The sequence below is a fragment of the Paracoccus xiamenensis genome, from assembly GCF_011308835.1.
Lineage (GTDB): Bacteria > Pseudomonadota > Alphaproteobacteria > Rhodobacterales > Rhodobacteraceae > Paracoccus > Paracoccus xiamenensis.
On the sequence record NZ_JAAOHY010000006.1, the window covers coordinates 165,741 to 190,444 of the forward strand.

At 63.3% G+C, this 24,704-nt stretch carries 29 protein-coding genes; 25 read left to right on the plus strand and 4 right to left on the minus strand.

What is annotated here, in order from left to right:
- Positions 1–7 precede the first annotated feature (7 nt).
- From G7044_RS13640 to G7044_RS13710, 15 genes are all read left to right on the plus strand, one after another.
- Positions 8–799, plus strand: a complete 792-nt coding sequence (locus tag G7044_RS13640; RefSeq protein ID WP_166329768.1) for a hypothetical protein — start codon at positions 8–10, stop codon at positions 797–799.
- Positions 792–1,853, plus strand: coding sequence for an NADH-quinone oxidoreductase subunit NuoH (nuoH, locus tag G7044_RS13645; RefSeq protein ID WP_166329770.1), 1,062 nt, complete (start codon positions 792–794; stop codon positions 1,851–1,853). The genes G7044_RS13640 and nuoH overlap by 8 nt, the downstream gene beginning before the upstream one ends.
- 5 nt (positions 1,854–1,858) lie before the next feature.
- A complete protein-coding gene (locus G7044_RS13650; protein WP_166329772.1) occupies positions 1,859–2,029 on the plus strand; it encodes a hypothetical protein in 171 nt (56 codons plus the stop codon).
- 2 nt (positions 2,030–2,031) lie between these two features.
- Complete coding sequence (gene nuoI, locus G7044_RS13655; protein ID WP_166329774.1) at positions 2,032–2,523, plus strand: NADH-quinone oxidoreductase subunit NuoI; 492 nt, start codon at positions 2,032–2,034, stop codon at positions 2,521–2,523.
- Positions 2,520–2,924: a carboxymuconolactone decarboxylase family protein gene (locus G7044_RS13660; RefSeq protein WP_166329776.1), complete on the plus strand. Its 405-nt coding sequence runs from the start codon at positions 2,520–2,522 to the stop codon at positions 2,922–2,924. Before nuoI ends, G7044_RS13660 begins: the two co-directional genes overlap by 4 nt.
- Positions 2,921–3,523, plus strand: coding sequence for an NADH-quinone oxidoreductase subunit J (locus G7044_RS13665; RefSeq protein ID WP_166329778.1), 603 nt, complete (start codon positions 2,921–2,923; stop codon positions 3,521–3,523). The genes G7044_RS13660 and G7044_RS13665 overlap by 4 nt, the downstream gene beginning before the upstream one ends.
- A gap of 89 nt (positions 3,524–3,612) precedes the next feature.
- The gene (locus G7044_RS13670; RefSeq protein WP_166329780.1) at positions 3,613–4,035 is read left to right on the plus strand and encodes a hypothetical protein; all 423 of its coding nucleotides are present in this window, start codon (positions 3,613–3,615) and stop codon (positions 4,033–4,035) included.
- A gap of 235 nt (positions 4,036–4,270) precedes the next feature.
- Positions 4,271–4,762 carry a hypothetical protein gene (locus G7044_RS13675; protein ID WP_166329782.1) on the plus strand — a complete coding sequence of 164 codons (492 nt, stop codon included), beginning with the start codon at positions 4,271–4,273 and terminating at the stop codon, positions 4,760–4,762.
- A gap of 57 nt (positions 4,763–4,819) precedes the next feature.
- Positions 4,820–5,125: an NADH-quinone oxidoreductase subunit NuoK gene (nuoK, locus tag G7044_RS13680; protein WP_166329784.1), complete on the plus strand. Its 306-nt coding sequence runs from the start codon at positions 4,820–4,822 to the stop codon at positions 5,123–5,125.
- A 7-nt stretch (positions 5,126–5,132) separates the two neighbouring features.
- Positions 5,133–7,313, plus strand: a complete 2,181-nt coding sequence (gene nuoL, locus G7044_RS13685; protein ID WP_166329786.1) for an NADH-quinone oxidoreductase subunit L — start codon at positions 5,133–5,135, stop codon at positions 7,311–7,313.
- Position 7,314: 1 nt separating this feature from the next.
- Positions 7,315–8,898, plus strand: a complete 1,584-nt coding sequence (locus G7044_RS13690) for an NADH-quinone oxidoreductase subunit M (protein ID WP_166329788.1) — start codon at positions 7,315–7,317, stop codon at positions 8,896–8,898.
- A 10-nt stretch (positions 8,899–8,908) separates the two neighbouring features.
- Positions 8,909–10,402, plus strand: a complete 1,494-nt coding sequence (gene nuoN / locus G7044_RS13695) for an NADH-quinone oxidoreductase subunit NuoN (protein ID WP_166329790.1) — start codon at positions 8,909–8,911, stop codon at positions 10,400–10,402.
- Entirely contained in the window at positions 10,395–11,147 is a 753-nt protein-coding gene (locus tag G7044_RS13700; protein ID WP_235931307.1) for a biotin--[acetyl-CoA-carboxylase] ligase, read from the plus strand. Before nuoN ends, G7044_RS13700 begins: the two co-directional genes overlap by 8 nt.
- Positions 11,147–11,926, plus strand: coding sequence for a type III pantothenate kinase (locus G7044_RS13705; protein WP_166329794.1), 780 nt, complete (start codon positions 11,147–11,149; stop codon positions 11,924–11,926). Before G7044_RS13700 ends, G7044_RS13705 begins: the two co-directional genes overlap by 1 nt.
- A complete protein-coding gene (locus G7044_RS13710) occupies positions 11,919–13,592 on the plus strand; it encodes a ribonuclease J (protein ID WP_166329796.1) in 1,674 nt (557 codons plus the stop codon). The genes G7044_RS13705 and G7044_RS13710 overlap by 8 nt, the downstream gene beginning before the upstream one ends.
- 98 nt (positions 13,593–13,690) lie before the next feature.
- On the opposite strand, the gene G7044_RS13715 is transcribed toward G7044_RS13710, so the two are convergent.
- Positions 13,691–15,493, minus strand: coding sequence for an SLC13 family permease (locus G7044_RS13715; protein WP_166329798.1), 1,803 nt, complete (start codon positions 15,491–15,493; stop codon positions 13,691–13,693).
- Between the two features lie 83 nt (positions 15,494–15,576).
- On the opposite strand from G7044_RS13715, the gene trmB reads away from it, so the two are divergent.
- Positions 15,577–16,281, plus strand: coding sequence for a tRNA (guanine(46)-N(7))-methyltransferase TrmB (trmB, locus tag G7044_RS13720; protein ID WP_166329800.1), 705 nt, complete (start codon positions 15,577–15,579; stop codon positions 16,279–16,281).
- Positions 16,282–16,484: 203 nt separating this feature from the next.
- Here trmB and mazG read toward each other — a convergent pair whose 3' ends face one another.
- Entirely contained in the window at positions 16,485–17,321 is an 837-nt protein-coding gene (mazG, locus tag G7044_RS13725) for a nucleoside triphosphate pyrophosphohydrolase (RefSeq protein ID WP_166329802.1), read from the minus strand.
- Positions 17,322–17,500: 179 nt separating this feature from the next.
- On the opposite strand from mazG, the gene yajC reads away from it, so the two are divergent.
- From yajC to G7044_RS13770, 9 genes are read left to right on the plus strand one after another with little or no spacing between them, the layout of a single operon-like run.
- The gene (gene yajC / locus G7044_RS13730) at positions 17,501–17,833 is read left to right on the plus strand and encodes a preprotein translocase subunit YajC (protein ID WP_166329804.1); all 333 of its coding nucleotides are present in this window, start codon (positions 17,501–17,503) and stop codon (positions 17,831–17,833) included.
- Positions 17,834–17,845: 12 nt separating this feature from the next.
- The gene (gene secD, locus G7044_RS13735; protein WP_166329806.1) at positions 17,846–19,510 is read left to right on the plus strand and encodes a protein translocase subunit SecD; all 1,665 of its coding nucleotides are present in this window, start codon (positions 17,846–17,848) and stop codon (positions 19,508–19,510) included.
- A 10-nt stretch (positions 19,511–19,520) separates the two neighbouring features.
- Complete coding sequence (gene secF / locus G7044_RS13740; protein WP_166329808.1) at positions 19,521–20,495, plus strand: protein translocase subunit SecF; 975 nt, start codon at positions 19,521–19,523, stop codon at positions 20,493–20,495.
- Positions 20,495–20,851: an Mth938-like domain-containing protein gene (locus G7044_RS13745; protein ID WP_166329810.1), complete on the plus strand. Its 357-nt coding sequence runs from the start codon at positions 20,495–20,497 to the stop codon at positions 20,849–20,851. The genes secF and G7044_RS13745 overlap by 1 nt, the downstream gene beginning before the upstream one ends.
- Positions 20,848–21,480 carry a heme ABC exporter ATP-binding protein CcmA gene (ccmA, locus tag G7044_RS13750; RefSeq protein ID WP_166329812.1) on the plus strand — a complete coding sequence of 211 codons (633 nt, stop codon included), beginning with the start codon at positions 20,848–20,850 and terminating at the stop codon, positions 21,478–21,480. Before G7044_RS13745 ends, ccmA begins: the two co-directional genes overlap by 4 nt.
- Positions 21,477–22,133 carry a heme exporter protein CcmB gene (gene ccmB / locus G7044_RS13755; protein ID WP_166329814.1) on the plus strand — a complete coding sequence of 219 codons (657 nt, stop codon included), beginning with the start codon at positions 21,477–21,479 and terminating at the stop codon, positions 22,131–22,133. The genes ccmA and ccmB overlap by 4 nt, the downstream gene beginning before the upstream one ends.
- 39 nt (positions 22,134–22,172) lie before the next feature.
- A complete protein-coding gene (locus G7044_RS13760; protein ID WP_166329816.1) occupies positions 22,173–22,895 on the plus strand; it encodes a heme ABC transporter permease in 723 nt (240 codons plus the stop codon).
- Positions 22,895–23,047, plus strand: a complete 153-nt coding sequence (gene ccmD, locus G7044_RS13765) for a heme exporter protein CcmD (RefSeq protein ID WP_235931308.1) — start codon at positions 22,895–22,897, stop codon at positions 23,045–23,047. Before G7044_RS13760 ends, ccmD begins: the two co-directional genes overlap by 1 nt.
- A 7-nt stretch (positions 23,048–23,054) precedes the next feature.
- Complete coding sequence (locus G7044_RS13770; RefSeq protein WP_166329908.1) at positions 23,055–23,573, plus strand: DsbE family thiol:disulfide interchange protein; 519 nt, start codon at positions 23,055–23,057, stop codon at positions 23,571–23,573.
- A gap of 6 nt (positions 23,574–23,579) precedes the next feature.
- Here G7044_RS13770 and G7044_RS13775 read toward each other — a convergent pair whose 3' ends face one another.
- Together G7044_RS13775 and G7044_RS13780 are read right to left on the minus strand one after the other, a co-directional pair.
- A complete protein-coding gene (locus G7044_RS13775) occupies positions 23,580–23,930 on the minus strand; it encodes a cupin domain-containing protein (protein ID WP_166329818.1) in 351 nt (116 codons plus the stop codon).
- 149 nt (positions 23,931–24,079) lie between these two features.
- Positions 24,080–24,604 carry a transcriptional regulator gene (locus tag G7044_RS13780; protein ID WP_166329820.1) on the minus strand — a complete coding sequence of 175 codons (525 nt, stop codon included), beginning with the start codon at positions 24,602–24,604 and terminating at the stop codon, positions 24,080–24,082.
- Positions 24,605–24,704: the final 100 nt, after the last annotated feature.

Below are 24,704 nucleotides of genomic sequence, written 5' to 3' on the forward strand. Positions count from 1 at the left end.
GGACAGGATGCGGCAACAGGCGCGGCATATGGGCATCGGGGCAGCGGCGGCCATGGCCATGCTGTCCGGCTGCACGCCGTCTGACGGCGGGCTGGCACAGCCTCCGCGCGCCAAGCCCGCGACGCTGCCGGTCCAGTTGGAAGGCCCGACCGAGGACACGTCGATTCTTGCCGGGCTCTCGACCAAAAGCGGCGAGCTGATGATCCTGGAAAATGACGGCTCGGTCACGACGACCAAGCTGGATTCGCCGCGTGGCCGTCAGACGCTGGGGCAGGGCGGGGATGAGGCCTATAGTCTGGCCAGCATTCTGGTCGCCGACGATTCGATGCCGCTAGAGGCATTGCCCAGGCCCCCGACTGCGCAGGATATCGCGCTGGAAGAATTTGCCGCCCGTCGTGGTTCGGCGCTGCCGGCGCGGATTACGCCGACGGCGAGCGAGGCATTTCTGGGCGGCACCGTCACCCCGGTCGCGGCGGGCAAGAACGCCGCCTCGGATCTGGTGATGGTGCAGGTACGGTTGCGGCAGGGGGTGGACGACAGCGCCGCCTTTGCCTATGCCACCTGCACGCTGGCCGCCTGGTCGAAGACCACGAAAACGCCGTTCGCACGCCATGTTCGTACCGTAAAGGGTGAAGACAAGGGCGCGCAGGTGGTGGAATCGGTCTTCACCATGTCGAAGACCATGCCGCTTGGCTTGCAGGTCATGGAACGAGAACAGACCCTGCGCGATTGCAGGGCACACGGAATTCCCGCCCGTTTGACGGCCGGGCCTGTGGAAGGGACGAAAAAGAATGGCTGAGTTCTGGGCATCCGGTTTGGGTAGCGCCATCATCCTGCTGGCGCAGGGGCTGGCGGTGATTGCCTTCGTGATGGTCTCGCTGATCTTCATGGTTTACGGCGACCGCAAGATCTGGGCGGCGGTGCAAATGCGGCGCGGTCCGAACGTGGTTGGCCCCTGGGGCCTGCTGCAGACCTTTGCCGACGCGCTGAAATACGTTTTCAAGGAGATCGTCGTCCCCGCCGGGTCCGACAAGTTCGTCTTCTTCCTTGCGCCCTTCCTGGCCATGTCGCTGGCGCTGATCGCCTTTGTCGCCGTGCCCTTCTCGGAAGGTTGGGTGATGGCTAATATCAACGTGGGCATCCTGTTCATCTTCGCCATGTCGAGCCTTGAAGTTTACGGTACGATCATGGGTGGCTGGGCCTCGAACTCGAAATATCCGTTCCTGGCCTCGCTGCGGTCTGCCTCGCAGATGATCTCGTATGAGGTCAGCATGGGGCTGATCATCATCGGCATCATCATCTCATCAGGGTCGATGAACCTGACCGCCATCGTCAACGCGCAAAGCGGGGCCGGGCTGCTAAGCTGGTACTGGCTGCCGCACCTGCCGATGCTGGCGCTGTTCTTCATCAGTGCGCTTGCCGAAACCAACCGCCCACCCTTCGATCTTGCGGAAGCGGAATCGGAACTGGTTGCGGGCCACATGGTCGAATACGGATCGACCCCGTATCTGCTGTTCATGGCCGGTGAATATATCGCCATGTACCTGATGTGCGCGCTGATCTCGCTGCTGTTCTTCGGCGGTTGGCTGTCGCCGATCCCCGGCCTGCCCGATGGGGTGCTGTGGATGGTGCTGAAGATGTGGTTCTGGTTCTGGATGTTCTCGATGGTGAAGGCACTGGTGCCGCGCTATCGCTATGACCAGCTGATGCGGATTGGCTGGAAGGTCTTCCTGCCGCTGTCGCTGGCCTGGGTCGTGATCGTCGCGATTCTGGCACGTTATGAAATCCTCGGCGGCTTCTGGGCCCGCTGGGACCAACTGGCGCCCATCGGCGCCGCCGTTACCGGAGGCTGATACCCATGTCGGAGCAAACCATCGCACATGCCCTTGCGAACGCCAGCGAGACCGACAAGGCAGAATTCGCCCATTTTCTGGCCGATCACGCCGGGCTGGACCGCGATTCCGCGCATGTCCGCGCCCTTGTCGCGGCCTTTGACCGCTTCGTTGCAGAACGCCTGAAGGAGCGCTGATCATGGCTTTCGATCTGGCCCGGGCGACGAAGTATTTCCTGCTTTGGGATTTCATCAAGGGTTTCGGTCTGGGGGTGAAGTATTTCTTCGGCCCCAAGGAAACCATCAACTACCCGCACGAGAAAGGCCCGCTGTCGCCGCGCTTCCGGGGCGAACATGCGCTGCGCCGCTATCCCTCGGGCGAGGAACGCTGCATTGCCTGCAAACTGTGCGAGGCGATCTGCCCCGCGCAGGCGATCACCATCGACGCCGAGCCGCGTGACGACGGCAGCCGCCGCACGACGCGTTACGACATCGACATGACCAAGTGCATCTATTGCGGCTTCTGTCAGGAAGCCTGCCCAGTCGATGCCATTGTCGAAGGTCCGAATTTCGAATTCGCCACCGAAACCCGGGAAGAGCTGTTCTACGACAAGGAACGCCTGCTTCAGAACGGCGACCGGTGGGAACCTGAAATCGCCCGCAACCTCGCATTGGACGCGCCCTACCGATGACCGACGCATTCGCCCTTTTGTTTCAGCAGATGCTCCAGCAGGGGCAGGACATGGCGCGGGCGTTCAACCCGGCGCTGGAACAGGTCGACACCAAGGCTTTTGAAAAGCTGGTGCCGACCATGCCCGCCGACGTGCTTGAAATGTGGTTCGGCCGCACCTTCAACCGTGAAGGTCTGGACGCCAAGACCCGGCTTTTGCTGACAATCGGCGCGATCACCGTGCAGGGCGCGCTGGCAGAGCCGCAGCTGCGCCTGACCATCCGGCACGCGCTGGAAGCGGGCGCGACCAAGCGCGAGATTGCGGAAACCATCTATCAGATGAGCATGTTCGCGGGCCTGCCCGCCATGCAGAAGGCGCTGAGCATCGCCGCCAGCACCTATGACGAGGAGGACGAGGCGTGAGCGTCTTTGCATTCTATCTGTTCGCGGTCGTGGCCTGCATTTCGGGCTTTATGGTCGTCTTGTCGAAGAACCCGGTCCACTCGGTCCTGTGGCTGATCCTGACCTTCCTTTGCGCGGCGGGTCTGTTCGTGCTGCAAGGTGCGGAATTCGTCGCCATGCTGCTGATCATCGTCTATGTCGGCGCGGTTGCGGTGCTGTTCCTGTTCGTGGTCATGATGCTGGACATCGACTTTGCCGAACTGAAGGGTGAACTGGCCCGCTTCCTGCCGCTCGGTCTGATGATCGCGCTGGTGCTGCTGACCGTTCTGGGGATGAGCTTTGCCGGCTGGATCACCGCCGACGGCGCGGCCGATCTGCGCGCGGCACCCATCGACAACAGCACCTGGAACACCAATGCCATCGCCGGGGTTCTGTATGACCGTTACTTCCTGGCATTCCAGCTGGCGGGGCTGATCCTGCTGGTGGCAATGATCGGGGCGATCGTGCTGACCATGCGCCACCGCCGCGACATCAAGCGGCAGGACGTGCTGAAGCAGATGTGGACCGACCCCAAGAAGCAGCTGGAGCTGCGCGACGTCAAGCCGGGGCAGGGATTGTGACAGGGCGCGCGGCCATAGCTCTGGCCGCAGCCGGCCTTGCCCTTGTCGCGTGCGGCAAAGACGCACCTGACGAGGGCAGTGCCAATGCCATGTCGCTGCTGCCGCCTTGCGGCGCGGCCTTTACCAATGCTTTGGGTGGCTGGACGCGCTATGCGGCGGTCGATGAAGGCGGCGGAAAGGTCGGGCTTGCCTATGACAATGGCGGCGATCACATCGCTGCCGGCATGCCTCGGGCCTATTACCGCTTGCACGATTGCCGCACCGGTGCCGCGCAAGGGTTTGATGCCGATGGGCGCGGCAATCTGCCGCCGATCGAGGCGTTTCTGACACAGGCGCGGCAGGACGGCCTGATGTCCTCGCCCCAGCGGCTGCTGAGCCGCGCGACCCAGAGCGGTTACCTGCAAGCCAGCAATGCCCGCTGGAATGCCGAGGAAATGGCCGAATATGCGCATTGCGCCTGCGGGCAGTTTTATCCGGGATTGGGCGGTTCGCGCGGGGGGCAGGGGCAATGATCCATGCAGCATCCACGATGCATCGCGCGGATCCTCGGGGATTGAAATCTGCTGACCGGCTGGCATCAGACCGCCGCGAGGCAACCGGAAATCCGCGCCTCGGGTGCGGGTGTATGCTTCACTATCCGGATCTTCTCTGGCAGTAAGCGGCAAAAGACGGGGGCGGGCGTCCGCCCCCCGACTCAATAAGCAAGCGAAAGCGGGGGCAATGGCCTTCACAAGGGACAAGCGAGCGATGGGACGAACCGCAGGGGCAGCACTGGCGCTGTGCCTGACGGCTGTGTCTGCGTCTGCGCTGACGCCCCTGCCGCCCTGCAACGGTGACATCGAATCCGGGATGCGCGTCAGCAATGCCGAAAGCTTCGGCTATTACGGCAGCGGATTCGCGACCGAAGACTATGCCAATGCGTTGGAGGACGACGCCGGCGCGGATGGTGTCTATGACTATCTCGACGTGCCTGTCGGCGACCTTGCTCGGTTCTCGGGCTATCGGGTGATTGATTGCAAATCCGGTGAGTTTCTGGCCATCAGCCACTTCGGCGAAGCCGGCGCGCAGCGGCTGACCGCGACCGAATTCCTGCGCAGCAAAGTGCAGGAAGAAAAGCCGATCTCTCTTGCCGATGTGCGCCGCGCCGCAGAGGCACTGTACAAGGGCCTGGACGTCGCGATCCTGACCCTGCGCGAAACCGAACAGACCTGCTCTTGCAAGAATTATGGCGGCCAATAGCCGCCTGAAGAACGACCGGGGCCACGCGCCCCAGAACACGAACCGAGGGACGATACGATGATCGGATTGACGCATTTTCTGGTGGTGGGGGCGATTTTGTTCGTCACCGGCATCTTCGGCATTTTCGTGAACCGCAAGAACGTCATCGTCATCCTCATGTCGATCGAATTGATGCTGCTGGCGGTGAACATGAACTTCATCGCGTTTTCGGCCCATCTGGGCGATCTGGCGGGGCAGGTCTTCACCATGTTCGTGCTGACCGTCGCCGCAGCCGAGGCCGCCATCGGCCTGGCGATCCTGGTGGTGTTCTTCCGCAACCGCGGCACCATTGCCGTCGAAGATGTCAACGTGATGAAGGGCTGAGACAGACATGGCACAGTTCATCCTGTTTGCGCCCCTGATCGGCGCGCTGATCGCGGGCTTCGGCTGGCGCACCATCGGCGAACAAGCCGCCCAATACCTGACCACCGGTATCCTGTTCGTCTGCTGCCTGCTCAGCTGGATCGTCTTCCTGGGCTTTGACGGCGTCACCCAGCATATCCCGGTGCTGGACTGGGTCGTGGCCGGGGATTTCGTGTCGCAATGGGCGATCCGGCTGGACCGGCTGACGGCGATCATGCTGATCGTGGTCACCACCGTCTCGGCGCTGGTTCACCTGTATTCGATCGGCTACATGGCCCATGACGACAACTGGGACCATTCCGAGCATTACAAGGCGCGTTTCTTCGCCTATCTATCCTTCTTCACCTTTGCCATGCTGATGCTGGTGACGGCGGATAACCTGCTGCAGATGTTCTTCGGCTGGGAAGGCGTGGGCGTCGCGTCCTATCTGCTGATCGGTTTCTACTACAAGAAGCCCTCGGCCAATGCGGCGGCGATGAAGGCGTTTATCGTCAACCGCGTCGGCGATTTCGGTTTCCTTCTGGGCATCTTCGGGCTGTGGTGGCTGACCGGCACCGTGGTGTTTGACGAGATCTTCGCGCAAGTGCCGGCGATTGCCGAAACCAACGTGCATTTCCTGTGGACTGACTGGAACGCGGCGAACCTGCTGGGTGTGCTGCTGTTCATCGGCGCGATGGGGAAATCGGCGCAGCTGCTTCTGCACACCTGGCTGCCGGACGCGATGGAGGGCCCGACGCCGGTGTCGGCGCTGATCCACGCCGCGACCATGGTGACCGCGGGCGTTTTCCTGGTCTGCCGGATGTCGCCGCTGTATGAATTTGCCAGCGATGCGCGTCTGTTCATCACCATCATCGGGGCCTGCACGGCATTCTTCGCCGCGACCGTGGGTCTGGTCCAGAACGACATCAAGCGCGTCATCGCCTATTCGACCTGTTCGCAGCTGGGCTATATGTTCGTGGCGGCCGGTGTCGGCGTTTATTCGGCGGCGATGTTCCACCTGCTGACGCACGCATTCTTCAAGGCGATGCTGTTTCTTGGTGCGGGTTCGGTCATCCACGCGATGCATCATGAACAGGATCTGCGGAACTATGGCGGGCTGCGCAAGAAGATCCCGCTGACCTTCTGGGCCATGCTGATCGGCACGCTGGCCATTACCGGCGTCGGCATCCCGCTGACCACCATCGGCTTTGCCGGCTTCCTGTCCAAGGACGCCATCATTGAAAGCGCATGGGTCGGCAACGGCTTTGCCTTCTGGATGCTGGTGATCGCGGCGGGCATGACCAGCTTCTACAGCTGGCGGCTGATGTTCATGACCTTCTGGGGCACGCCGCGCGGCGACCACCACGCCCATGACCACGCCCATGAATCGCCTGCCGTGATGACCGTGCCGCTTGGCGTGCTGGCGGTTGGCGCCATCTTCTCGGGCATGCTCTGGTATGGCGATTTCTTCGGCGACCGGGTGAACCAGTTCTTCCATATCGGTGGGGCGCAGGCGCAAGCTGCCGAGCATGGTGAGGCCGCGCCGGCAGAGCACGGTGAAGCCGCGCCCGGCGAAGCCGCATCGGCCGAACATGGCGAAGCCGCCCCTGCAGAACAGGCCGTGGCCGACACCGCGACCGAAGGCGAACATGCCGCCGCGCCCGCCACTGACGGCGAACACGCGGCTGACGGCCATGTCCGCACCGACGTGCCCACGCCGGTCGGTGGTGCGATCTATCTTCACCCCGACAACCACATGATCCACGAGGCCCATGAGGCGCCGAAATGGGTGAAGGTGTCGCCCTTCATCGCCATGCTGATCGGCCTGTTCACGGCATGGATGATGTATATCCGTTACCCCGAGGCGCCGGCGAAGCTGGCCGCGACGCAGCGCCCGCTTTACAATTTCCTGCTGAACAAATGGTACTTCGACGAGATCTACGACCGCGCCTTCGTGCGGCCGACCCTGTGGCTGGGCCGCGCGCTCTGGACCGGGGGGGATGGGCGTGTCATCGACGGCGCGATCAATGGCGTGGCCATGGGGCTGATCCCGCGGCTGACCCGTTTCGCTGGCCGGATGCAGTCGGGCTATTTGTTCCACTATGCCTTCGCGATGGTGTTGGGGATCGTGGCGCTGCTGATCTGGGTCATGGCGCGGGGGAGCATGTAAGATGAGCAATATCCTCTCGATCATCACCTTCCTGCCGCTGGTCGCGGCGCTGATCCTGGCCGTGTTCCTGCGCGGCGATGATGAGGCGTCGAACCGTAACGCCAAGTGGCTGGCGCTGATTGCCACCACGGCGACTTTCCTGATTTCGCTGACGGTTCTGTTCGGCTTCGATCCGGCCAATACCGGGTTCCAGTTCGTCGAGGACCGCAACTGGATCATGGGCCTGCGCTACAAGATGGGCGTCGACGGGATTTCGATCCTGTTCGTCATGCTGACCACCTTCCTGATGCCGATCACCATCCTGTCGACCTGGGATGTGAGCACGCGCGTCAAGGAATACATGATTGCCTTCCTGGTGCTGGAAGGGCTGATGATCGGCGTCTTCACGGCGCTGGATCTGATCCTGTTCTACCTGTTCTTCGAAGCCGGCCTGATCCCGATGTTCCTGATCATCGGCATCTGGGGCGGTCAGAACCGCATCTATGCGGCGTTCAAGTTCTTCCTGTATACCTTCCTCGGCTCGGTTCTGATGCTGGTCGCCATGGTGGTGATGTATCGCGCCGCCGGGACCACGGATATTGAACAGCTGCTGGCTTTCGACTTCTCTTCCGAGCCGCTGCATTTCCTGGGCTGGACGATCTTCGGCGGGCTGCAGACCGTGCTGTTCCTGGCCTTCTTTGCCAGCTTTGCGGTGAAGATGCCGATGTGGCCGGTGCACACCTGGTTGCCGGACGCCCACGTTCAGGCCCCGACCGCGGGTTCGGTCGTGCTGGCGGCGGTGCTGCTGAAAATGGGCGGTTACGGCTTCCTGCGCTTCAGCCTGCCGATGTTCCCGGTCGCGTCCGATCTTCTCCAGCCGGTCGTCTTCTGGCTGTCGGCCATCGCCATCGTCTATACCTCGCTGGTGGCACTGGCCCAGTCCGACATGAAGAAGCTGATCGCCTATTCGTCCGTCGCGCATATGGGTTACGTGACCATGGGCATCTTCGCCGCCAATCAGGTCGGCGTTGATGGCGCGATCTTCCAGATGCTGAGCCACGGCTTTATTTCCGGCGCGCTGTTCCTGCTGGTCGGCGTCATCTATGACCGCATGCACACGCGCGAGATCGACGCCTATGGCGGTCTGGTGAACCGGATGCCGAAATACGCGCTGGTGTTCATGTTCTTCACCATGGCGAATGTCGGCCTTCCCGGCACCTCGGGTTTCGTGGGCGAATTCCTGACCCTGCTGGGCACCTTCCGCGAAAACACGTGGGTTGCGCTGATTGCGACCACGGGGGTCATCTTCTCGGCCGGTTATGCGCTGTGGTTGTATCGCCGCGTGACGCTGGGCGCGCTGGTGAAGGAAAGCCTGAAGACAATCACCGACATGACCGCGCGCGAGCGCTGGATCTTCGTGCCGCTGATCGTCATGACGCTGTGGCTGGGAATCTATCCGCGCGTCGTCACCGACATCACCGGGCCCAGCGTCGATGCGATGCTGACCCAGATGCATGCCGCCACCGAAGGCATGCCCGAAGACCCGGCCGCGTATCGCGTGGTCGAGGCAACGACCGGCGCCGATACGGCCGCCGCCGCGCACTGAGAGGACCGTCATGACTTCGCTCGACTTCACGATCATCATGCCGGAAACCCTGCTGGCGGCCTATGCGCTGCTGGCGCTGCTGGCAGGGGCCTATTTCGGCAAGGACCGCATCGCCGGTACGCTGCTTTGGACCACGGTCGCGGCCTTTCTGGTGCTGGCCTTCTATATCGGCGTCGGCCGCGTGACCGAGGGCGCCGCCTTCTTCGGCATGTTCGTCGCTGACGGCTTTGCGCGTTTCTGCAAGATCCTGATCCTGACCGCCGCCGCCGCCGTTCTGGCGATGAGCGCGGATTACATGCAGCGCCGCAATGCGCTGCGTTTCGAATATCCGGTGCTGATCGCGCTGTCGGTTCTGGGCATGATGGTCATGGTCTCGGCCGCTGACCTTCTGACCCTGTATCTGGGGCTGGAACTGCAGTCGCTGGCGCTTTACGTCGTCGCCGCCATGCGCCGCGAATCCAGCAAATCCTCGGAAGCGGGCCTGAAATATTTCGTGCTCGGCTCTCTTAGCTCTGGCCTGCTGCTGTATGGTGCCTCGCTGATCTATGGTTTTGCCGGCACAACCAGCTTCTCGGGTATCATCGACGTGGTGCAGGGCGGCACGCTGCCGGTCGGGCTGCTGTTCGGCATGGTCTTCGTGATCGTGGGCCTTGCCTTCAAGGTCAGCGCGGTGCCCTTCCACATGTGGACGCCGGATGTCTATGAAGGTTCGCCCACGCCGGTCACCGCCTTCTTCGCCACCGCGCCCAAGGTTGCCGCCATGGCGCTGCTGGCCCGCGTGTTGACCGATGCCTTCGGCCGGGTGCCGGGGGATTGGGGCCAGATCATTGCGGTGCTGGCGCTGCTGTCGATGTTCCTCGGCTCGATCGCGGGGATCGGGCAGACCAACATCAAGCGCCTGATGGCCTATTCCTCGATCGCGCATATGGGCTTTGCGCTGATGGGTCTGGCCGCTGGCACGGCTGTCGGCGTGCAGGCGATGCTGCTGTACATGGCCATCTATGCGGTCATGAACGTGGGCGTTTTCGCCTGGATCCTGTCGCTGGAACGCGACGGCCAGCCGGTCACCGACCTGGCGGCGCTGAACCAGTTCGCACGGGCCGAGCCGGTCAAGGCGATGGCGGTGCTGATCCTGTTCTTCAGCCTTGCCGGTGTGCCGCCGATGCTGGGCTTCTTCGCCAAGCTGGGCGTGCTGAATGCGGCCGTCGATGCGGGCATGGGATGGCTGGCGGTGGCGGGTGTGATCGCCTCGGTCATCGGCGCGTTCTACTACCTGCGTATCGTCTATTACATGTATTTCGGGGCCGAGACCGACCCCGTGGGCAGCCGCATGGGCCCGGTGTCCTATACGATGCTGATCGCGTCGGCGGTGGCGGTGCTGCTGGGGGCGATTACCATGTTCGGGGTCGACCGGGCGGCGGAGCGTGCCGCGGAATCGCTGATGATCGTGGATGCGCATCCCGCGGGTGGCGCGGTTGCCACCGCGACCCAACCCATTGACTGATCCGCATCTCTGGCCCGAGGGCGTAGCGCGGCATGTCCTGCCGCGCAGCCCCTCCACCAATGCCGAGGCGCTGCGCATGACCGCGCAGATGGCGGGCAAGGCCTGGATCATCACCCATGACCAATATCAGGGGCGCGGCCGTCGAGGCCGCGCCTGGGCTATGCCGCGGGGGAACTTCGCCGGCTCGTTGGCGCTGCGGCCCGAGGGCGATCCCGGACAGGCGGCGCTGTATTCTTTTGTCGCGGCGCTGGCGCTGTATGACGCGCTGACTGCGGCCTGCGGGCCGGCGGCGCGGCTGGCGCTGAAATGGCCCAATGATGTGCTGCTGAATGGCGGCAAGGTCGCGGGCATCCTGCTGGAAAGCGCGGGGCAGGGGGCGCGGGTCTCGGGGCTGGCGGTGGGCATCGGGGTGAACCTTGCAGCCGCCCCACCCGCCGATCCAGGCGCGGCATTTGCGCCCGTCAGCGTCGCGGGCGAAACCGGCCTGACGATCCCGGCCGAGGAGTTCCTGGACCTGCTGGCCCCTGCCTTCGCGGCTTGGGAGGCACGTTTCCTGACCGAGGGGTTCGGCCCCATTCGCGAGGCATTCCTCGCCCGTGCCGCCCGCCTGGGCGAGACCATCATCGCCCGCACCGGCACCACGGAACTGACCGGCCGGTTCGAAGGCATCGACCAGACCGGCGCGCTGATCCTGACCACCGCCGCAGGCCGTCAGGCCGTGCCGGCCGCAGATGTGTTCTTCTGATGCTGCTGTGTATTGATACCGGCAATACCAACACCGTTTTTTCCATCTGGGACGGCGAGAAATTCCTGTCGCATTGGCGTATCGCCACCGACCACAAGCGCACGGCGGACGAATATTTCGTCTGGCTGCAGACGCTGATCTCGCTGCGCCATTTCGAACTGGATATCGACAGCTGCATCATTTCGTCCACGGTGCCGCGCGTGGTCTTCAACCTGCGGGTGCTGTGCAACCGCTATTTCAACACCCGCCCGCTGGTCGTCGGCAAGCCCGACTGCCTGCTGCCCGCCCTGCCGCGCGTCGATGCGGGCGCGACCGTGGGGCCCGACCGCATCGTGAACACCTGGGCGGCCCATGCCCGCCATGGCGGCAGCCTGATCGTGGTCGATTTCGGCACCGCCACCACCTTTGACGTGGCCGATACCGATGGCGCATATATCGGGGGCATTATCGCGCCGGGCGTGAACCTGTCGCTTGAGGCGCTGCATATGGGCGCGGCCTCGCTTCCGCATGTCGATGTGACCCGTCCCGAACGGGTCATCGGCAGCAATACGGTCGCCTGTATCCAGTCCGGCATCTTCTGGGGCTATATCGGTCTGGTCGAAGGGCTTATCACCAAGATCCGGGGTGAACGTGACCGGCCGATGAAAGTTATCGCAACCGGAGGCCTGGCTCCGTTGTTCGAACAGGGGACGGATGTTTTCGACAGCGTCGAAGAGGATCTGACCGTCCACGGATTGCAGCTTATTTATGATTTCAACAAGGAGGCGGGGAATGTCTGACCGTCTGATCTATCTGCCGCTGGGCGGCGCGGGCGAAATTGGCATGAACGCCTATGTCTATGGCTATGGCCAGCCGGGCAAGGAACGGCTGATCGTCGTAGACCTGGGCGTGACGTTTGGCGACATGGACTCGACGCCGGGCATCGACCTGATCATGGCCGATACCGCATGGCTGACGGCGAACAAGGACCGCATCGACGCGATCTTCATCACCCATGCGCATGAGGACCATGTCGGCGCCCTTGGCCTGTTGTGGGACCGGATCGGCGCGCCGATCCATTGCCGCAAGTTCACCGGCGCACTGGCGCGGATGAAGATGGAGGAACGCGGCCTGCCGACCGACGCAATCAACATCCATGAACCACGCCCCGCGGTGGTCGAGGCTGGCCCGTTCACGGTTCAATTCGTGCCGATCAGCCACTCGATTCCTGAAAGCTCGGCCCTGATCATCGATACGCCGGCCGGCCGGATCGTCCATACCGGCGATTTCAAGCTGGATGGCACCCCGGTCGTGGGCGAGGCCTTCGACCCGATCCTGTGGCACGAAATCGCCCGCGAAGGTGACGGTGTGAAGGTGCTGACCTGCGATTCCACCAATGTCTTCAGCACCCATCCCGGCCGGTCAGAGGCGATGCTGGCCAATCCGCTGCTGGAATTCGTCATGGCTCAGCCGAACATGGTGGTGGCGACGACCTTCGCGTCCAACGTCGCGCGTCTGAAGACGCTGGCAGACGCCGCCATTGCCGCTGACCGCAAGGTTTGCCTGCTGGGCCGCGCCATGCGCAAGATGGTCAATACTGCGCAGGAAACCGGCATCCTGACCAACTTCCCCAAAACCATCTCGCCCGAGGAAGCGGCCGATCTGCCGCGCAACAAGGTGATGCTGATCGCCACCGGCAGCCAGGGCGAACGCCGCGCGGCCACCGCGCAGCTGGCGCGCGGCAGCTATCTGGGGCTGAAGCTGCGCGAAGGCGACAGCTTCCTGTTCAGCTCGCGCACCATTCCGGGTAATGAGCGGGGCGTGATCCGCATCATGAACCAGTTTTCCTATCTGGGCGTCGACGTGTTCGACCCCGATGACGGCACCTATCACGTCTCGGGCCATGCCAACCGGCCGGATCTGGAAGCGGTCCATGACCTGTTGAAGCCGAAGATGCTGATCCCGATGCATGGCGAGCACATGCATCTGCGCGAACATGTCAATATCGGCCGCGCCAAGGGGATCGCCTCGATCGTGGCGACCAATGGTCAGATGATCGACATTACCGGCGACAAGCCACACCATACGGAAGAAGTCGATCACGGTCGGATCTACCTGGATGGCTCGGTCCTGATCGGGGCGATGGACGGGGTCGTGCGTGACCGCATTCGCATGGCGCTGAACGGAAGTGCCCTTGTCAGCGTGATCGTCGATGAAAACGACAGCCCCTTCCCGGATGCCTGGGTCGAGCTGATGGGCCTGCCGGAAAAGGGCCGCTCGAACACGCCCGTGGCCCAGCAGATCGAGACCGAGCTGGCCGAGTTCCTGGAACGCGCCGACGCCAAGACCGTCGCCGACGATCAGAAACTGGAAGAGGCGGTGAAGAAAATCACCCGCCAGGTCGCCATGGAAGAAATCGGCAAGAAGCCCGAGGTAACGGCGATCATCAGCCGGCTGGCGCCGTAAGGGGCCACACGAATGCGCAGGGTGGCGAGGTTCGCCGCCCTCGTCAGCCCATCCTGCCATTGTGAAGGCTGCTGCCGCTGGCGCGCTTTTGCTGGGGGCTACAGGGGGAAGGCAATCAGAAGCATCGGGACCGAGACCAGTATCACGATGACTTCCAGCGGTAGACCCATCCGCCAGTAATCGCTGAAGCGATAGCCGCCGGGGCCAAGGATCAGCGTATTGTTCTGGTGCCCGATCGGCGTCAGGAAGGCACAGGATGCCGATACCGCCACCCCCATCAGGAATGCGTCGGCATTGACGCCAAGCTGACCTGCCAGCTGGATCGACACCGGCGCGGCAAGGATCGTCGTGGCGTTGTTGTTCAGCACGTCCGACATGAACATGGTCGTGATCATCAGCAGCGCCAGCGCAACCCAGGCTGGATAGCCCGAGGTCAGCTGCGCCAGTCCCGACGCGATCAGCGCAGATCCCCCGGTGGTTTCCAGCGCCATCCCAAGCGGGATCATCGCCCCCAGCAGCACGATGATGGGCCAGTCTACATGATCGTAAAGGTCTTCCGGCGACAGGATCTTGCCCAGCACGAACAGCAGCAGAACCACACTGAGCGCGATGGGCATGGTGATCACGCCCATGCTGGTAAGCGCAATTGCGCCTGCGAAAATCGCAAGCGAACCCCAAAGGCGATGTTCTTTGGTGACCTGGGTCGTGCTGCCCTGCAGCGCCAGAAGGTCACGGGGGTCAAGTGCCGCGTCGACGTTCTCCTCGGGCAGCAGCAACAGCAGCACATCGCCATTGCGGATGCGCTTGGTGTTCAGCTTCTCGCGCAGGGTCAGGCCCTCGCGCAGGATGCCCAGAAGCAACCCGTCGACCTCGTGGCCGCGAAACAACCGGTCTGCCCGTCGCCCGATCAGGCGCGAACGCTGCGGCACCACTGCCTCGACCAGCACCCTGCCGCCGGCATCCAACTGGGCGCGGCGCGATTCGCCGGTGCTCTCGTCATCGTCGCCTTCTTCGGCCTCGGGATAGGCGAGGCCCTGATCGGTGCGAAACTCCTCCATCGCGTCGGGGCTGGCCTCGATGATCAGCCGGTCGCCCGTATGCAGCACGATCATCCGCGAGGTGCGGTAATAACGCGTGCCGGCGCGTTCCACCGCCAGGATCACCACGTTGCCGGCGTTATCGACGACCTCGCCCAGCGACTTGCCGACGGCGCTGCTGGATTCGGGCAGGACAAGCTGGGTCACATAATCGCGCAGCGCTTCGCTGCTGTCGCCGCCACGCACGTCGTTGTCCCTGCGCGGGATCAGCCGCCAGCCGATCAGGGCGATGAACAGAACGCCTGCCACCGCAACCGCCCCGCCCACGGGAAGAAAGTCGAACATCTTGAAACCGTCGCCGGCTGCGCCCTCGCGGAATTGCGAAACCAGCAGGTTCGGCGGTGTCCCGATCAGCGTGGTCATGCCGCCCAGAATGGTGGCAAAGGCCAGCGGCATCAGCGTCAGCGCGGGCCTGCGCCCGGCCTTGCGCGCGGTCTGTATGTCGATCGGCATCAGGATCGCCAGTGCCGCCACGTTGTTCATGAAACCCGAAATGGCCGCGCCAACGCCGCCCATGATCGCCACATGGGCGGGAACGGACCGCTTTTCTCCCGACAGCAGCCGGGTCAGCATCGCGACCACACCAGAGCGTTGCAGCCCGGCGGTCACGATCAGGATCAGTGCCACGGTCATGGTGGCGGGATTGGCAAAGCCGGAAAAGGTCTCCTCGGCGGGAACGATGCCGGTCAACACCCCGGCAATCAGCCCGGCGAAGGCCACGATGTCATAACGCCACCGCCCCCACAGCATCAGCGCCATCACCACGGCAAAAATCACGAAAAGCGTAATCTGGTCGGGGGTCATGGGTACATCCTGCTGCACGTTTGCATTTCTGTCACGCCCATGCGGGCTTGACCAGAGCGGCCAGTCCGGGGCACAGGTCGCCCATGTCCGACAAGAATTTCGATACGAACCCGACCCATCGCAACTTCTATGGCCGTCGCCACGGCAAGACCCTGCGGCGCAGTCAGAAGGGCTATCTGGCCGATGACCTCGGGCCGCTGCGCCCGAGCGGCATAACGCTGGCGGAAAACCCGGGCCGCGAACCGGTCGACCCGGCGGGTTTCTTTGAAGGCGACCGCCCGGTCTGGCTAGAGGTCGGATTCGGCGGTGGCGAGCACATGGTCCATATGGCGGCCGCCTATCCCGAAATCGGCATCATCGGCTGCGAGCCCTTTATCAACGGCGTGGCCATGCTGGTCGGCAAGATCAAATCGGCCGGCGTCACCAATGTCAGCGTCCATCCCGGCGATGCGCGTGACCTGATGGACGTGCTGCCGGATGGAACAGTCGCAAAGGCCTTTCTGAATTATCCAGACCCCTGGCCGAAGACCCGCCATCATCGCCGCCGCTTCGTGACGCCCGAACACTTGATCCCGCTGCATCGCGTCATGGCCCCCGGTGCTGAATTCCGGGTCGCGACCGACATCCCGTCCTATGTCCGTCAGACGCTGGCGGAGGTTCCGAAAGCCGGGTTCGAGCTGGTCAGCCTGCGTGCCGAGGCCTGGCCGGACTGGCCATCAACCCGCTATGAGCAAAAAGCCCTGCGCGAGGGGCGCGCTGCCACCTATATCTCGTTCCGGCGCGTCTGAGGCGTCGCCGCCGGGGCGCTGCCCCGGACCCCGGGATATTTCAACCAGAATGAAGAAGCGGCACCCTGCCGCGACGGCCTTGGGGGCTGGCGGCCGGGCAGGGTGCTTTCACTCTGGACGGTCATCGGCGTCCCCGCCTGTACCGTAACACCCGTTTACGAACCTAATCTTTCATTCTGGTTAAAATACCCCCGCCGGAGGCATTATTTTCGTTCCGCAGCCTTGGCCGCGTCCCAAAGCGCGTCCATTTCCGCCAGCGTCGAATCCTCGGGCCGGCGGCCTTCGGCGTGCAGCGCTGCTTCTATCGACTGGAAACGGCGGGTGAACTTGGCATTGGCGCCACGCAGGGCTTCTTCGGGGTCGATGTCCAGATGGCGGGCGAGATTCGTCATCACGAAAAGAAGGTCGCCGAACTCCTCGGTCAGGTGGGCGTGGTCGGCGCTGTCGCGGGCTTCGACCAGTTCGGCGGTTTCTTCGTTGATCTTGTCCAGCACATATTCCGGCCCCGGCCAGTCAAACCCCACGCGGGCCGCCCGGTTCTGCAGCTTCAGCGCCCGGGTCAGCGCGGGCAGGCCAAGCGCCACGCCATCCAGCACGCCCTTTTCGGCCTTGGCGGCGCGCTCGGCCGCCTTGATCGCCTCCCAGTCCTTGATCTGCTGCGCCGCGGATTTGTCGCGTGATTCGTCGCCAAAGACATGGGGGTGCCGTGCGATCAGCTTGTCCGAGATTTTCGCCGACACATCGGCAAAATCGAACATGCCTTTTTCCTCGGCCATCTGGGCGTGGAACACCACCTGCAGCAGCAGATCGCCCAATTCGCCGGGGAATTCGTCCCAAGCCTCGCGGGCGATGGCATCGGCGACCTCATGCGCTTCCTCGATCGTGTAGGGTGAGATCGAGGCGAAATCCTGTTCGATATCCCAGGGGCAGCCGGTCTTGGGATCGCGCAGTGCCGCCATGATCTTGATCAGGCGGGCGATTTCGGACTGGGCGCGATCGGTGGCGTCGGCTTCAAGGCGGGGGGCGGGGGTGACGGTCATGGCATGCTCCTTCGCTGGCGAAGCCGTGCCACAAGTGGCGGTCCGAGTCCATCTTTCGCCCCGAATCGCGCAGAGTTCACCCCGGTTTTCGCGCCGCTTCCTTGCCAACCGTGCGGCTCAAGATTAGGTTGCGCCGCAACTCTGGGGGTGCAAGGCCCCATTTCGCGAAAGGATCGCCGATGTTTGTCACTCCCGCCTATGCCCAAGCCGCCGGAGGCGCTGGTGGCGCCGGGGCTATTGCCCAGTTCATTCCGCTGATCCTGATCTTCGTGATCATGTATTTCCTGATCCTGCGCCCGCAGCAGAAGCGCATGAAGGATCACCGCAACATGGTGTCGGCGCTGAAGCGTGGCGATCAGGTGGTCACCCAGGGCGGGCTGATCGGCAAGGTCACTGACGTCAAGGACGACGAAATCACGGTCGAGATCGCGCAGGGCGTGAAGGTCCGCGTCGTTCGCGCCACCATCGCGCAGGTTGTGACCCAAACCACCCCCGCCGCCGCCAACAGCTAAGGCCTTCCCGCCATGATGCATATCCCGCTCTGGAAGCGCGTCCTGATTCTGGGCGTGGTGGCGATCGGCCTGATCTGGGCCTCGCCGAACCTGTTCTATTCCCGTGTCGAGGCGCATAACGATGCGCTTGCGGCTTCGGAAAAGGCCGGGTTCGTCACCCCCGAACAACAGGCCGCCATCGACGCGTGGCCCAGCTGGATGCCCAACGGGCTGGTCAATCTGGGGCTGGACCTGCGGGGCGGGGCGCATCTGCTGGCAGAGGTGCACACGGACGACGTCTATAAGGCGCGGATGGATTCGCTGTGGCCGGAAATGCGCCGCGCGCTTGCAGATCAGCGCGATGTGGTGGGCGCGGTGCGCCGCGTTGCCAGTCCCGAGGATGAGCTGCATATCGAGATCGAGAACCCCGATCAGATGGCCGCTGCGGTCCAGATCGCGCGCGACATGGCCGTGCCGGTGGTGACGCTGACCGGGGCCGGGCAGTCGGATCTGGTCGTCAGCGCCTCGGGCAATGTGATGACGGTGGCGCTGTCTGATGCCGAGAAAACGGCCGCAGACGACCGCACGATCCAGCAATCGCTGGAAATCGTGCGCCGCCGCGTCGACGAGGTGGGCACCCGTGAGCCGACCATTCAGCGCCAGGGCGCCGACCGTATCCTGATTCAGGTGCCGGGCATCGGCTCCGCGGCCGAGCTGAAAGAGCTGATCGGCACCACCGCCAAGCTGACCTTCAACCCGGTCGTCGGGCGCACCACTGACGCCAATGCCCGCCCGGGCGTGGGCAATGTGCTGCTGCCGTCGCAGGATGAGCAGGGCGTATACTATATCCTTGAAAACACCCCGGTCGTGACCGGCGAGGAACTGACCAACGCGCAGCCGGCTTTCGATCAGAACAGCCAGCCGGCGGTGAATTTCAACTTCAACCCCTCGGGGGCGCGCAAGTTTGGTGCCTATACGGCGGCCAATATCGGCCAGCCCTTCGCCATCGTGCTGGATAACGAGGTGATTTCCGCCCCGGTCATCCGCGACGCGATCACCACCGGATCGGGCCAGATCTCTGGCTCGATGGATGTCGCCGGCTCGACCCAGCTGGCGGTGCTGTTGCGCGCGGGCGCCTTGCCCGCCGAGCTGACCTTCCTGGAGGAACGCACCATCGGGCCGGAACTGGGGCAGGACAGCATTGATGCGGGCAAGCTTGGCTCGATCATCGCCATCTTCGGCGTCGTGGCCTATATCGTTGCCAGCTATGGCACCTTCGGGATATTCGCCTCGGCTGCGGTGATCGTGAACGTGATCCTGCTGTTGGCGGTCATGTCGGCCATCGGGGCCACGCTGACCCTGCCGGGCATCGCCGGGATCGTGTTGACGGTGGGGACCGCGGTTGACGCCAACGTCATCATCTATGAGCGTATCCGCGAAGAACTGCGCAAGGGCAAGCGGGTCGCCAATGTGATCGATACCGGCTTTCAAGAGGCGATGTCGGCGATCATCGACGCCAACGTCACCACGTTCATCGCCGGTCTGGTCATGTTCTTCATCGGCTCTGGTCCGGTAAAGGGCTTTGCGGTCACGCTGACCATCGGTCTGGTCACATCCGTGTTCACAGCGATCTATCTGACCCGTCTGTTGATCGTATTGTGGTATGAACGGCGCAAGCCGAAGCAGCTGGTTCTGTAAGGGGGCTATCATGGCATTCCGTCTGAAACTCGTCCCCGACGAAACCAAGATCAATTTCTTCCGCTGGCAGTATGTGACCTTCGGCATCTCGGCCGTGGCCATGGCGCTGTCGGTTGTGCTGCTGCTGACCATGGGGCTGAACTTCGGCATCGACTTCAAGGGCGGCACCACCATCCGCACCGAAAGCTCGACCGCGTTCGAGGTGGGCGATTACCGCGAGGCCCTGCAAGGGCTAGGGCTGGAAGATGTGTCGATTACCGAGGTATTCGATCCGACCTTCGGCGACGAAAAACATGTCGCGCAGGTGCGCATCGGCGCGACCGAAGGCACCGAGGCGATGACGCCCGAGCAGATCGGTGCGGTCGAGGCGGCGCTGAAAGAGGTCGATCCCAACGTCACTTTCGCCGCCGTCGAATCGGTTGGACCGAAGGTGTCGGCCGAGCTGATCAAGACGGCCGTCTATGCGGTGCTGGCGGCCTCGGCGGGGATCCTGTTCTATATCTGGCTGCGCTTTGAATGGCAGTTCGCGATCGGCGGCGTGGTGGCCATCGTTCATGACGTGCTGATCACGATGGGGATTTTTTCGCTGTTCCAGCTGAGGTTCGACCTGTCGACCATCGCCGCGCTGCTGACCATTCTGGGCTATTCGATCAACGATACCGTCGTGGTGTTTGACCGGCTTCGGGAAAACTTGATGAAGTTCAAGTCCATGCCGCTGGTCGACGTGATGAACCTGACGGTGAACGAGACGCTGTCGCGTACCATCATGACCGCCGTGACCACGGCCATCGCGCTGACCGCGCTGCTGGTCTTTGGCGGCGATGTGATCCGGGGCTTTGTCTTCGCGATGCTGCTGGGGGTCTTCGTCGGCTGTTATTCGACGATCTACGTGGCCAAGAACATCGTGCTGTGGCTGGGCGTCAAGCGGGACTGGTCGAAACCCGACCCTGAGGCGCTGCCCGAAAAATTCACGGAAGCGCCCTGATGAAGCTGACCGCGGCCGAATATCCGTCTGGCGCTGTGCCCGTGGATGGCTATGGCCCCGGTTTCTTCCGTGTCGGCGGCCAGGTCCATGTCGGCGCGATCATCGTCGCACCTTCGGGCGTGTCGTCTTGGGGCGGAATCGCCGACCGCGCCGCGCTGTTGGCGCTGGCGGGAAAGGTCGATCTGTTGTTTCTGGGCATGGGTGCCGACATCGCCCCGCCCCCCGCGGATCTGATTGCGGAACTGGACGGGCTGGGGGTCATGGCCGAACCCATGTCCTCGCCCTCTGCCGCGCGCAGCTTCAACGTCTTGCTGGCCGAGGGGCGGCGCGTCGCCTGCGCGCTGATCCCGGTATGAGCCTGCTGGCCGTCCATGATCTTGCCGTCGCGCGCGGTGGGATGCGGACGGTCGAGGGCGTCAGTTTTGCGCTGGATGCGGGGCAGGCGCTGATCCTGCGCGGCCCGAATGGCATCGGCAAGACCACGCTTCTGCGCACCGTCGCCGGGCTGCAACCCGCCGTCAGCGGCAGGATCGAGGCCGCCCCCGACGCAATCGCCTATGCCGCACATGCCGACGGGCTGAAGACCGCCCTGACCGTGACCGAAAACCTGCGCTTCTGGGCGCAGGTCTTTGGCCGCACGGAAATTACCCCCGCGATCGAGGCGATGAACCTGCGCGACCTGACTCAGCGCCCGGCGGGCACGCTGTCGGCAGGGCAGAAACGGCGCCTTGGGCTGGCGCGGCTGCTGGTTACTGGGCGACCGGTCTGGGTGCTGGATGAACCGACGGTCTCGCTCGACGCCGATTCGGTGGCGCTGTTCGCGACTGTCGTGCGCGCGCATCTGGGGCAGGGCGGGGCGGCGCTGATGGCCACGCATATCGACCTGGGCCTGCCCGAGGCGGAGGTGCTGGACCTGACGCCGCTGCGCGCCTCGACCGCCAGCAAGGACGTGAAACCTGCCGGGTTCAATGAGGCATTTGCATGATCGCCCTGCTGATGCGTGACCTGAGACTGGCGACCCGCGCGGGCGGGGGCTTCGGTCTTGGCCTCGCCTTCTTCCTGATCGTCTGCACGCTGGTCCCCTTCGGCGTTGGCCCGCAGGCCGAGATGCTGTCGCGGATTGCCCCCGGCATCCTCTGGATCGGCGCATTGCTGGCTTGCCTGCTGTCGCTTGACCGGCTGTTCGCGCTGGATTTCGAAGATGGCTCGCTGGACCTTCTGGCGACCGCGCCCCTGCCGCTGGAAGGCGGCGTGGCCGTCAAGGCCGCAGCCCATTGGATCGCCACCGGTCTGCCGCTGGTCGTGGCGGCCCCGCTGTTCGGAATGCTGCTGCACCTGCCCAGCCAAGCGGTGCCCTATCTGTTGATCTCATTGCTGATCGGGACGCCGGCGCTGTCCATGCTGGGCGCCTTCGGCGCGGCCATTACCGTGGGCTTGCGCCGCGGCGGGTTGCTGCTGTCGCTGCTGGTGCTGCCGCTTTATGTGCCTACCTTGCTGTTCGGGGCCGAGGCCGTGCGGCGCGGCGCGGCCGGAATGGATGCAATCACGCCTTTGGTCTTTCAGGCCGCCATCACGCTGCTGACGCTTGCGCTTATCCCCTTCGCGGCGGCTGCGGCATTACGTATCAACCTGCGCTAGGGTCTTCACCGGGTCCCCGCCAACCGCTAGGAACGCCCCATGTCGATCTGGGAATATGCGAACCCCGTCAAATTCATGCGCAGCTCTGGCGCGGTGCTGCCATGGGTGGTCGCGGGTGCTGCCGCCTGCACGGTTGGCGGGCTGATCTGGGGTTTCCTGACGCCGCCGGATTACAAGCAGGGCGCCTCGGTCAAGATCATGTTCCTGCATGTGCCCGCCGCGATGATGGCGATCAACTGCTGGTTCATGATGCTGGTCGCGTCACTGATCTGGATCATCCGCCGCCACCATGTCAGCGCGCTGGCGGCCAAGGCCGCCGCCCCCATCGGCGCGGTGATGACGCTGATCGCACTGGTGACCGGCGCGGCCTGGGGGCAGCCGACCTGGGGGACGTGGTGGGAATGGGATCCGCGGCTGACCAGCTTTCTGGTGCTGTTCCTGTTCTACCTTGGTTATATCGCGCTGTGGGAGGCGGTGGAAAACCCCGACAGCGCCGCCGACCTGACCGGCGTTCTGTGCCTTGTCGGCTCGGTCTTTGCGGTCCTGTCGCGCTATGCGGTGAATTTCTGGAATCAGGGGCTGCATCAGGGCGCCTCGCTGTCCGTCGCCTCGGGCGAGCGGATGAGCGCCATCTACCGCTATCCGCTTTACCTGTGTATGGCGGGCTTCTTCCTGATGTTCCTGGCGCTGCTGCTGATCCGCACCCGGACCGAGATCCGCATCCGCCGCACCGCCGCCCTGCAAGCCCGCGAGGCCCGCTGATGTTCGAACTTGGCAAATATACTCAATCCATCCTGATCGCATATGGCGTCAGCCTGACCCTGCTGGTCGGATTGATCTGGCAGAGCCTCGCCCGCAATGCCCGCGCCCGGCGCGCGCTGAAACAGCAGGAAGGAAACCGCGATGCGCGTTAAGCCGCTGATGCTGATCCCGCCGGTCGTCTTTCTGGCACTGGCACTGACCTTTCTGTGGGGGATGGGGCGCGAGGATCCCGAAGGTCTGCCCTCGACCTTTGTGGGCCGCGAAGCGCCCGCCGTGCCGCAGACCACCCTGCCCGGAAACACCCAGCTGACCGACGAGATGCTGCGCCAACCCGGCGTGAAGCTGGTGAACTTCTGGGCCAGCTGGTGCCCACCGTGCCGGGCAGAACATCCGACCCTGATGGAGCTGTCGAAGCGCCTGCCGGTCTATGGCGTCGACCTGAAGGATAATGAGGCAGATGCGCTGCGTTTCCTGTCGCAGGACGGCAATCCCTTTGCCGCCGTTTCGACCGATCCGCGCGGGCGCACGGCGATCGACTGGGGTGTGACCGCGCCGCCGGAAACCTTCATCATCGACGGCGCGGGCAAGATCCTGTACCGCCATGCCGGCCCGCTGGTGCGCGAGGATTATACCAACCGCTTCCTGCCCCAGCTGGAGGCTGCGCTGGCGGCAGAATAGGCGCTGTCATTCCAGATTGTGCTGGATCCATTCCGGGCTGTGGTGAATGTCCACGGTCCGCAGCCGACCCGGCCCGAGATTGGTAAAGCGGTGCGGCATATCGGGCGGCCCGATCAGCACATCGCCGACAGTGGCATCGATCACCTGATCGCCAACCTGATAGCGGCCATTGCCCTCGATCACGATGAAGGTTTCCGCATAGGGATGGGTATGCAGAACCGGCCCCTGGCCGATTTCGTCGGTCTCATAGAAGACCAGCGTGATGTCCGTCCCCATCCGCTCGCCCGTAAGGCTGCCGCGCCATGCGTCGGGGAAGCGTTGCCAGTCGGTTTGGGTGAATTTCTGAGTTTTGATCATACGAACGCCCTTCTTCATTGGCATGTCATGCAGCCGTCTCGTTGGAGTGCTTCTCGACCGAGTGGATGGGTGCCATTGTTCAAGGTAAGACCCTTGAGAAAGTGCTAGTATTGGCCACAGGTTGATGCCCGTTAACGTCCCTGCCGAAACTAGGCTATCGGAAACTGCTTGATACGACCGATGCGTCCTTCGTGCAGCGCATCTAGCGATATCACCAGCATAGCCGATGCCGACATCCAGTATCGTTCAAGCGCGCCATTAGCATCTGTTGCTTTCTCTGGTACGGCGAGGCGTAGATCGTTGCATCTATTGAAAACCTTTTCATCATTGAATGTACTGAAAATGCTGTGGGCGAAGATATTGCGTATTTCGCGAAGAAGATTGAGTTCCGCATGCCATGTGTCAGAGATGAGGCCTAATGCATGGGCCGCTGTAATCTTGGCGTAGAAAGTGCCAAGCGGCGCGTTGCGACCACGGAGCATATCCCGCGAGGAGGTCCCTTCAATCAGGCGCGCCTGCAGTAGCCTAGTGAGGACGTCATCAAGCATGGATGCAGTCACCAAAACTCGGCCCCTGTCGCTTTCCTGCGATAAAACCTCAAGGTAGCGTAAATGGTCTATCAAATGCGGAGCTTCCTGCTCCATCAGCGCCATGTATTCCTGACTGTATTTCATTCCTACTCCGCCTGAGCAACATAGCGATATCCCTGCTATCTTCTGATCGATAGAGTTCAACCTTTTTCAGCGAAAGCTCACTTTGCCTCGCAAGACGATA

Bases quoted from the DNA above. Each gene is read 5' to 3' on its own strand.
- G7044_RS13640 (WP_166329768.1), top strand. From the start codon at position 8: ATGCGGCAACAGGCGCGGCATATGGGCATCGGGGCAGCGGCGGCCATG.
- nuoH (WP_166329770.1), top strand. From the start codon at position 792: ATGGCTGAGTTCTGGGCATCCGGTTTGGGTAGCGCCATCATCCTGCTG.
- G7044_RS13650 (WP_166329772.1), top strand. From the start codon at position 1,859: ATGTCGGAGCAAACCATCGCACATGCCCTTGCGAACGCCAGCGAGACC.
- nuoI (WP_166329774.1), top strand. From the start codon at position 2,032: ATGGCTTTCGATCTGGCCCGGGCGACGAAGTATTTCCTGCTTTGGGAT.
- G7044_RS13660 (WP_166329776.1), top strand. From the start codon at position 2,520: ATGACCGACGCATTCGCCCTTTTGTTTCAGCAGATGCTCCAGCAGGGG.
- G7044_RS13670 (WP_166329780.1), top strand. From the start codon at position 3,613: ATGTCGCTGCTGCCGCCTTGCGGCGCGGCCTTTACCAATGCTTTGGGT.
- G7044_RS13675 (WP_166329782.1), top strand. From the start codon at position 4,271: ATGGGACGAACCGCAGGGGCAGCACTGGCGCTGTGCCTGACGGCTGTG.
- nuoK (WP_166329784.1), top strand. From the start codon at position 4,820: ATGATCGGATTGACGCATTTTCTGGTGGTGGGGGCGATTTTGTTCGTC.
- nuoL (WP_166329786.1), top strand. From the start codon at position 5,133: ATGGCACAGTTCATCCTGTTTGCGCCCCTGATCGGCGCGCTGATCGCG.
- G7044_RS13690 (WP_166329788.1), top strand. From the start codon at position 7,315: ATGAGCAATATCCTCTCGATCATCACCTTCCTGCCGCTGGTCGCGGCG.
- nuoN (WP_166329790.1), top strand. From the start codon at position 8,909: ATGACTTCGCTCGACTTCACGATCATCATGCCGGAAACCCTGCTGGCG.
- G7044_RS13705 (WP_166329794.1), top strand. From the start codon at position 11,147: ATGCTGCTGTGTATTGATACCGGCAATACCAACACCGTTTTTTCCATC.
- G7044_RS13710 (WP_166329796.1), top strand. From the start codon at position 11,919: ATGTCTGACCGTCTGATCTATCTGCCGCTGGGCGGCGCGGGCGAAATT.
- G7044_RS13715 (WP_166329798.1), bottom strand. From the start codon at position 15,493: ATGACCCCCGACCAGATTACGCTTTTCGTGATTTTTGCCGTGGTGATG.
- trmB (WP_166329800.1), top strand. From the start codon at position 15,577: ATGTCCGACAAGAATTTCGATACGAACCCGACCCATCGCAACTTCTAT.
- mazG (WP_166329802.1), bottom strand. From the start codon at position 17,321: ATGACCGTCACCCCCGCCCCCCGCCTTGAAGCCGACGCCACCGATCGC.
- yajC (WP_166329804.1), top strand. From the start codon at position 17,501: ATGTTTGTCACTCCCGCCTATGCCCAAGCCGCCGGAGGCGCTGGTGGC.
- secD (WP_166329806.1), top strand. From the start codon at position 17,846: ATGATGCATATCCCGCTCTGGAAGCGCGTCCTGATTCTGGGCGTGGTG.
- secF (WP_166329808.1), top strand. From the start codon at position 19,521: ATGGCATTCCGTCTGAAACTCGTCCCCGACGAAACCAAGATCAATTTC.
- G7044_RS13745 (WP_166329810.1), top strand. From the start codon at position 20,495: ATGAAGCTGACCGCGGCCGAATATCCGTCTGGCGCTGTGCCCGTGGAT.
- ccmA (WP_166329812.1), top strand. From the start codon at position 20,848: ATGAGCCTGCTGGCCGTCCATGATCTTGCCGTCGCGCGCGGTGGGATG.
- ccmB (WP_166329814.1), top strand. From the start codon at position 21,477: ATGATCGCCCTGCTGATGCGTGACCTGAGACTGGCGACCCGCGCGGGC.
- G7044_RS13760 (WP_166329816.1), top strand. From the start codon at position 22,173: ATGTCGATCTGGGAATATGCGAACCCCGTCAAATTCATGCGCAGCTCT.
- ccmD (WP_235931308.1), top strand. From the start codon at position 22,895: ATGTTCGAACTTGGCAAATATACTCAATCCATCCTGATCGCATATGGC.
- G7044_RS13770 (WP_166329908.1), top strand. From the start codon at position 23,055: ATGCTGATCCCGCCGGTCGTCTTTCTGGCACTGGCACTGACCTTTCTG.
- G7044_RS13775 (WP_166329818.1), bottom strand. From the start codon at position 23,930: ATGATCAAAACTCAGAAATTCACCCAAACCGACTGGCAACGCTTCCCC.
- G7044_RS13780 (WP_166329820.1), bottom strand. From the start codon at position 24,604: ATGAAATACAGTCAGGAATACATGGCGCTGATGGAGCAGGAAGCTCCG.